Annotated in this window: 1 protein-coding gene; it reads right to left on the bottom strand. The window is 67.7% G+C overall.

Annotated elements, in window-relative coordinates; genetic code table 11:
• Window positions 1–104 precede the first annotated feature (104 nt).
• Window positions 105–8072, bottom strand: a 7968-nt coding sequence (locus tag AC3WQY_RS07420) for an SPM autocatalytic domain-containing protein (protein ID WP_492707083.1), incomplete at its 5' end; no start/stop codon positions are given.

The raw sequence follows: 8072 nt of genomic DNA on the forward strand, positions 1-8072 counted from the left end.
GCTGTGCGTGTGAGTGTGGCCAGGGTTGCAGATACGCGGCGGGCGGAGGTGGTGCACGCAGGCCCCACCTCCGCCCTCCGCCACTCAGGCAGGCTGATGCTGCATCAGATCAGCGGCACGCCCTTGTTCTCGTCGTCCTCCGGTCGCTTGAGCGGCAACAGATGGGCATGCAACTCGGCGTCGCGGTGCTGCTGCGCTGTCACCATGCCACCGCCAGGCAAGACCTCGACGCTTGGCGCCGCCAACAGGTCGGTCAGCTTGACGTCGGCTGCTGGCGCCTCCGTGCCGGCCGTCCTGTCCTTGGCAAACCAGACGTCGGCCATCGCGTGCTCGGCGCCATCGGCCGTCTTGTAGCCCGATACCAGGCCCAGCAGATTGCCGTTGTCGACCGTGGAGCCCTTGCTCGCGTGCAGGTCCAGCTCGACGATGTTGAGTTCGGTGAGCGTCTTCAGCTCGCCGGCCTCGGTCTTGCCGTCCTGGTTGGCGTCCACCCAGACACGCAGGTCCTGGTAATGGGCGTCGGCCGCTGTCAGCTTGCCATCGTGGTTGCTGTCCTCCGCCGCCATCGCGGTGTAGCCGTCGCCGGCGCGCTTGCCGTCGGCCAGCAGGGTGCCGGCACCGAACAGCTCGCGGCCGTCGTTGATGACGCCGTCATGGTTGCGGTCCATCACCAGCAGACCGTCGGTCGCCGCCGCCCAGCCGACCTTGGAGTTCTGGCCGATGCCCAGCAGGTCGAAGTTGACGCCGTTGGCCGCACTGGTGGTGCTGACACCGTCGCCGTTCAGGTCCAGCACGATGGGCGAGACCGCCAGCAGAGCGCCGAGCTGCGCACCACTCATGACCTGGATGTCCTCACTGGTGAAGGCATTCGCCGCCTCCATGGTCATGGCCGCGATGTCGCGCGTCTCCAGCGCCACCACCTGGGTGGTGCTGAAGCCCAGCACCTGGTCGGAGCTCAGCACGGAGGCCTGCTCGGTGGTCATGGCCACGATCTGCGAGGTGGACAGCACGCCGATCTGTGTCGAGGTGATGGCCGCCCACTGATCGGTGTGCAGGGCGCCAATCGCCGCGGTGCTGAGGGCCTTCAGGTCGGCCGTCTCCAGGTTGGCGATCTGCAGCGTGGTGAAGCCCTGCACCTGGGCGCTGGTCATGACGCCGAACTGCGTGGACGAGAAGGCGTTCAGGTCGGTGCTCGACAGGCCGGCCAGCTGGTCGGTGGTCAGCAGGATGACCTGGCCGCCCAGCGCTTGCAGCTGGTTGGCCGTGAGCGCATCGAGCTGGTCACTGGTCAGCGAGCGGAGCGAGTTGGAGCTCAGGGCGCGCAGATCGGCGGTTTCCAGATTGCTGATCTGCAGCGTGCTCAGCGCCATCACCTGGTCGGTGCTGAGGGCCGCAAACTGCGCGGTACCCAGGGCGTTCAGATCGTCCGTGGTGAGGTGCTTGATCTGGTCGGTGCTGAAGGCCGCCACCTGGGCCGAGGTGAACTTGCTGAACTGATCGCTGGTGAAGGCGTTCAGGTCGGCGGTGTTCAGGCTCAGGATCTGGTCGGTACCCAGGGCCGCGATCTGGCTGGAGCTCAGCGCCTGCAGCTGGCCGTTGCTCAGCGCATCGAGCTGATCGCTGGTCAGGGCGCGCAGCGTGGCGGTGCCCAGGGCCTTGAGATCGGCGGTCTCGATCGCCGCGATCTGGGCGGTCGAGAAGTCGACGATCTGGGCCGAGGTCAGCGCCGCCACTTGGGCCGAGCCGAGTGCGACGATGTCCGCGGTGGCCAGGCCGGCGATCTGGTCGGAGCCCAGCGCCGCCACCTGGGTGGCGGTGAGCTGGCCGATCTGGTCAGAGTTCAGCGCCGCGATCTGGTCGGAGCTGAGCGCCTGCAGCGCTGCGGTGCTGATGGCACGCAGATCCGCCGACTCCAGCTTGGGCAGCTGCACCGAGGTCAGCGCCGCCACCTGTTCGGTGCTCATCGCCGCGAACTGTGCCGTGCCGAGGGCGTTGAGGTCCTCGGTGCTGAGATGCAGGATCTGGTCGCTGCTCATCGCGGCCACCTGGGCCGAGGTGAACTTGGCGAACTGATCCGAGGTCAGCGCGTTCAGATCCCCGGTGTTGAGGCCGCGCACCTGCTCGGTGGTGAGTGCCGCCACCTGGGCCGAGGTGAGCGCCTGCAGCTGGCTGTTGCTCAGGGCATCGAGCTGGTCGCTGCTCAGCGCACGCAGGGCGGAGGTGCCGAGCGACTTCAGATCGGCGCTTTCAATGGCCGCGATCTGCGCGGTCGAGAAGTCGACGATCTGGGCCGAGCTCAGCGCCGCGATCTGTGCCGAGCTCAGGGCCACGACGTCGGCCGTGCTGAGGCCCGGCAGGTGGTCGCTGGTGAGCGCGCCGATCTGGCCGGTGGTGAGCTGGCCGATCTGCTCGCTGGTGAGGTCGGCAATCTGATCCGAGCTCAGGGCGCGCAGGGCCGCGGTGCTGATGGCACGCAGGTCGGCGGACTCCAGCTTGGGCAGCTGTACCGAGGTCAGCGCCGCCACCTGTTCGGTGCTCATCGCGGCGAACTGTGCGGTGCCCAGGGCGTTCAGGTCCTCCGTGGTGAGGTGCGAGATCTGGTCGCTGCTCATCGCGGCCACCTGGGCCGAGGTCAGCTTGGCGAACTGATCCGAGGTCAGTGCATTCAGATCCCCGGTGTTGAGGCCGCGTACCTGGTCGGTGGTCAGCGCCGCCACTTGCGTGGAGGTGAGGGCCTGCAGCTGGCCGTTGGTCAGCGCATCCACCTGGTCACTGCTCAGCGCACGCAGGGCCGAGGTCGACAAGGCCTTCAGGTCCGCCGTCTCGATGGCCGCGATCTGTGCGGTCGAGAAGTTGGCCATCTGGGCCGAGGTCAGTGAGGCGATCTGGGCCGAGCTCATCGCCACGATGGCGGCGGTGTTCAGGCCGGCAAACTGATCCGGGTTGGTGTTCAGCGCGGCGACCTGGGCGGTCGTCATGCTGCCGATCTGGTCGCTCGTGAGGGCAGCGATCTGGTCGGTACCGAGGGCGCGCAGGGCCGCCGTGCTGATGGCACGCAGATCCGCCGACTCCAGCTTTGGCAGCTGCACCGAGGTGAAGGCCGCCACCTGCTCGGTGGTCATCGCGGCGAACTGGGCGGTGCCCAGGGCGTTGAGGTCCTCCGTGGTGAGGTGCGAGATCTGGTCGCTGCTCAGCGCCGCCACCTGGGCGGTGGTGAACTTGGCGAACTGATCCGAGGTCAGCGCATTCAGGTCACCGGTGTTGAGGCTGCGCACCTGGTCGGTACCCAGGGCCACCACCTGGGCGCTGGTCAGCGCCTGCAGCTGGCCATTGGTCAGCGCATCGAGCTGGTCGCTGGTGAGCGCACGCAGGGCCGAGGTCGACAGCGACTTCAGATCGGCGGTCTCGATCGCGGCGATATGCGCGGTCGAGAGGTTGACGATCTGGGCCGAGGTCAGCGAAGCCACCTGGGCCGAGCTCAGGGCGACGATGTCGGCCGTGGCGAAGCCCGCCAGCTGGTCGGTGGTCATCGCATTGATCTGGCCGGTGGTGAGCTGGCCGATCTGGTCGCTGGTCAGCGCCGCGATCTGATCCGAGCTCAGTGCCTTGAAGGCCGCCGTCGTGATGGCACGCAGGTCGGCGGACTCCAGCTTGGGCAGCTGCACCGAGGTCAGCGCCGCCACCTGGTCGGAGTTCAGCGCCGCGAATTGGGCGGTGCCCAGGGCATTGAGGTCTTCGGTGGTCAGGTGGGCGATCTGGTCGCTGCTCATCGCGGCCACTTGTGCCGAGGTGAACTTGGCGAACTGGTCGCTGGTGAAGGCGTTCAGGTCACCGGTGTTCAGACCTTGCACCTGGGCGGTGGTGAGCGCGGCCACCTGGGCACTGGTCAGGGCCTGCAGCTGGCCGTTGGTCAGGGCGTCGAGCTGGTCGCTGCTGAGGGCACGCAGGGCCGAGGTGCTGAGCGACTTCAGGTCGGCCGTCTCGATGGCCGCGATCTGCGCGGTCGAGAGATTGGCCATCTGGGCCGAGGTCAGGGCGGCGATCTGGGCCGAGCTCATCGCCACGATGGCGGCGGTGTTCAGGCCGGCGAACTGATCCGGGTTGGTGTTCAGCGCCGCGACCTGGGCGGTCGTCATCGAACCGATCTGGTCGCTCGTGAGGGCAGCGATCTGGTCGGTGCTGAGGGCGCGCAGGGCCGCCGTGCTGATGGCACGCAGGTCCGCCGACTCCAGCTTGGGCAGTTGCACCGAGGTCAGCGATCCGACCTGCTCGGAGTTCAGCGCCGCGAACTGGGCGGTGCCCAGGGCGTTGAGGTCCTCCGTGGTGAGGTGGCCGATCTGGTCGCTGCTCATTGCCGCCACCTGGGCGGTGGTGAACTTGGCGAACTGGTCGCTCGTGAAGGCGTTCAGGTCACCGGTGTTCAGGCCTTGCACCTGTGCCGTGGTGAGCGCGGCGACCTGCGCCGAGGTCAGGGCCTGCAGCTGGCCATTCGTGAGGGCATCGAGCTGGTCGCTGGTCAGCGCACGCAGGGCCGAGGTCGACAGCGACTTCAGATCGGCGGTCTCGATCGCGGCGATATGCGCGGTCGAGAAGTTGACGATCTGGGCCGAGGTCAGCGAGGCCACCTGGGCCGAGCTCAGGGCGACGATGTCGGCCGTGGCGAAGCCCGCCAGCTGGTCGGTGGTCATCGCGTTGATCTGGCCGGTCGTGAGCTGGCCGATCTGGTCGCTGGTGAGCGCCGCGATCTGATCCGAGCTCAGTGCCTTGAAGGCCGCCGTCGTGATGGCACGCAGGTCGGCCGACTCCAGCTTGGGCAGCTGCACCGAGGTCAGTGCCGCCACCTGGTCGGAGTTCAGCGCCGCGAATTGGGCGGTGCCCAGGGCGTTGAGGTCTTCGGTCGTGAGGTGAGCGATCTGGTCGCTGCTCATCGCGGCGACTTGCGCCGAGGTGAACTTGGCGAACTGGTCGCTGGTGAAGGCGTTCAGGTCACCCGTGTTGAGGCCTTGGACCTGGGCGGTCGTCAGCGCGGCGACCTGGCTCGAGGTCAGCGCTTGCAGCTGGCCGTTGGTCAGGGCGTCGAGCTGGTCACTGCTGAGAGCACGCAGGGCCGAGGTCGACAGCGACTTCAGATCGGCCGTCTCGATCGCGGCAATCTGCGCGGTCGAGAGATTGGCCATCTGGGCCGAGGTCAGCGCGGCGATCTGGGCCGAGCTCATCGCGACGATGGCAGCGGTGTTCAGGCCGGCGAACTGATCCGGGTTGGTGTTCAGCGCGGCGACCTGGGCGGTCGTCATGCTGCCGATCTGGTCGCTCGTGAGGGCAGCGATCTGGTCGGTACCGAGGGCGCGCAGGGCCGCCGTGCTGATGGCACGCAGATCCGCCGACTCCAGCTTGGGCAGCTGCACCGAGGTCAGCGAACCGACCTGCTCGGAGTTCAGCGCGGCGAACTGGGCCGTGCCGAAGGCATTCAGGTCTTCGGTGGTCAGGTGCGAGATCTGGTCGCTGGTCATCGCGGCGACCTGGGCCGAGGTGAACTTGGCGAACTGGTCGCTGGTGAAGGCATTCAGATCACCGGTGTTCAGACCCTGGACCTGGGCGGTCGTCAAGGCCGCCACCTGGGCACTGGTGAGCGCCTGCAGCTGGCCATTGGTCAGCGCATCGAGCTGGTCGCTGGTCAGCGCACGCAGGGCCGAGGTCGACAGCGACTTCAGGTCGGCGGTCTCGATCGCGGCGATATGCGCGGTCGAGAGGTTGACGATCTGGGCGGCCGTCAGCGAGGCCACCTGGGCCGAGCTCAGCGCAACGATGTCGGCCGTGGCGAAGCCCGCCAGCTGGTCGGTGGTCATCGCATTGATCTGGCCGGTGGTGAGCTGGCCGATCTGGTCGCTGGTGAGTGCCGCGATCTGGTCAGAGCTCAGCGCCTTGAAGGCCGCCGTCGTGATGGCACGCAGGTCGGCCGACTCCAGCTTGGGCAGCTGCACCGAGGTCAGCGAGGCGATCTGGTCGGAATTCAGCGCGGCGAACTGGGCCGTGCCGAAGGCGTTCAGGTCCTCGGTGGTGAGGTGTGCGATCTGGTCGCTGCTCATCGCGGCCACCTGGGCCGAGGTGAACTTGGCGAACTGGTCGCTGGTGAAGGCGTTCAGGTCACCCGTGTTCAGACCTTGGACCTGGGCGGTCGTCAGCGCGGCGACCTGGCTCGAGGTCAGCGCTTGCAGCTGGCCGTTGGTCAGGGCGTCGAGCTGGTCACTGCTGAGAGCACGCAGGGCCGAGGTCGACAGCGACTTCAGATCGGCGGTCTCGATCGCGGCGATCTGCGCGGTCGAGAGGTTGCCCACCTGGGCCGAGGTCAGCGCGGCGATCTGGGCCGAGCTCAGGGCCACCACGTCGGCCGTGGACAGGCCGCCGAACTGGTCGGGGTTGGTGGTCAGTGCCGCCACCTGGGCCGTGGTCATGGCACCGATCTGGTCGCTGGTCAGCGCGTCGATCTGTTCGGTGCTGAGGGCGCGCAGCGCTGCGGTGCTGATGGCACGCAGGTCGGCGGACTCCAGCTTGGGCAGTTGCACCGTGGTCAGCGCAGCGACCTGGTCGGAATTCAGCGCGGCGAACTGGGCCGTACCGAAGGCGTTCAGGTCCTCGGTGGTGAGGTGTGCGATCTGGTCGCTGGTCATCGCGGCGACCTGGGCCGAGGTGAACTTGGCGAACTGGTCGCTGGTGAAGGCGTTCAGGTCACCGGTGTTGAGACCTTGCACCTGGGCCGTGGTGAGCGCGGCGACCTGCGCCGAGGTCAGGGCCTGCAACTGGCCGTTGGTCAGCGCATCGAGTTGGTCACTCGTCAGCGCACGCAGGGCCGAGGTGCTGAGCGACTTCAGGTCGGCGGTCTCGATGGCGGCGATATGCGCGGTCGAGAGGTTGACGATCTGGGCGGCCGTCAGCGAGGCCACCTGGGCCGAGCTCAGGGCCACGATGTCGGCGGACGACAGGCCGGGCAGCTGGTCGGTGGTCAGCGCATTGATCTGGCCGGTGGTGAGTGAGCCGATCTGGTCGCTGCTCAGGTCGGCGATCTGGTCGGAGCTGAGCGCCTTGAAGGCGGCCGTGCTGATGGCACGCAGATCGGCCGATTCCAGCTTGGGCAGCTGCACCGAGGTCAGGGCCGCTACCTGGCTGGAGTTCAGGGCGGCGAACTGGGCCGTACCGAAGGCATTCAGGTCATCGGTGGTCAGATGCGCGATCTGGTCGCTGCTCATCGCGGCGACTTGCGCCGAGGTGAACTTGGCGAACTGGTCGCTGGTGAAGGCGTTCAGGTCACCGGTGTTGAGACCTTGGACCTGGGCGGTCGTCAGCGCGGCGACTTGGGCCGAGGTCAGGGCCTGCAGTTGGCCGTTGGTCAGCGCGTCGAGCTGGTCGCTCGTCAGCGCGCGCAGGGCCGAGGTCGACAGCGACTTCAGATCGGCGGTTTCGATCGCGGCGATCTGCGCGGTCGAGAGGTTGCCCACCTGGGCCGAGGTCAGCGCGGCGATCTGGGCCGAGCTCAGGGCCACCACGTCGGCCGTGGACAGGCCACCGAACTGGTCGGGGTTGATGTTCAGCGCCGCCACCTGGGCGGTGGTCAGCTGGGCGATCTGGTCGCTGGTGAGGTCGGCCACCTGATCCGAGCTCAGGGCACGCAGGGCGGCCGTGCTGATGGCGCGCAGGTCGGCGGACTCCAGCTTGGGCAGCTGCACCGAGGTCAGTGCCGCCACTTGGTCGGAGTTCATCGCCGCGAACTGGGCCGTACCCAGGGCGTTGAGGTCTTCGGTCGTGAGGTGGGCGATCTGGTCGCTGCTCATCGCGGCGACCTGGGCCGAGGTGAACTTGGCGAACTGGTCGCTGGTGAAGGCGTTCAGATCACCGGTGTTGAGGCCCTGCACCTGGGCCGTGGTGAGCGCGGCAACCTGCGCCGAGGTCAGGGCCTGCAGCTGGCCGTTGGTCAGCGCATCCAGCTGGTCGCTCGTCAGTGCGCGCAGGGCCGAGGTCGACAGCGACTTCAGGTCGGCGGTCTCGATCGCGGCGATGTGCGCGGTCGAGAGGTTGAC

The sequence above is a fragment of the Roseateles sp. FW301-B2 genome (assembly GCF_058788955.1).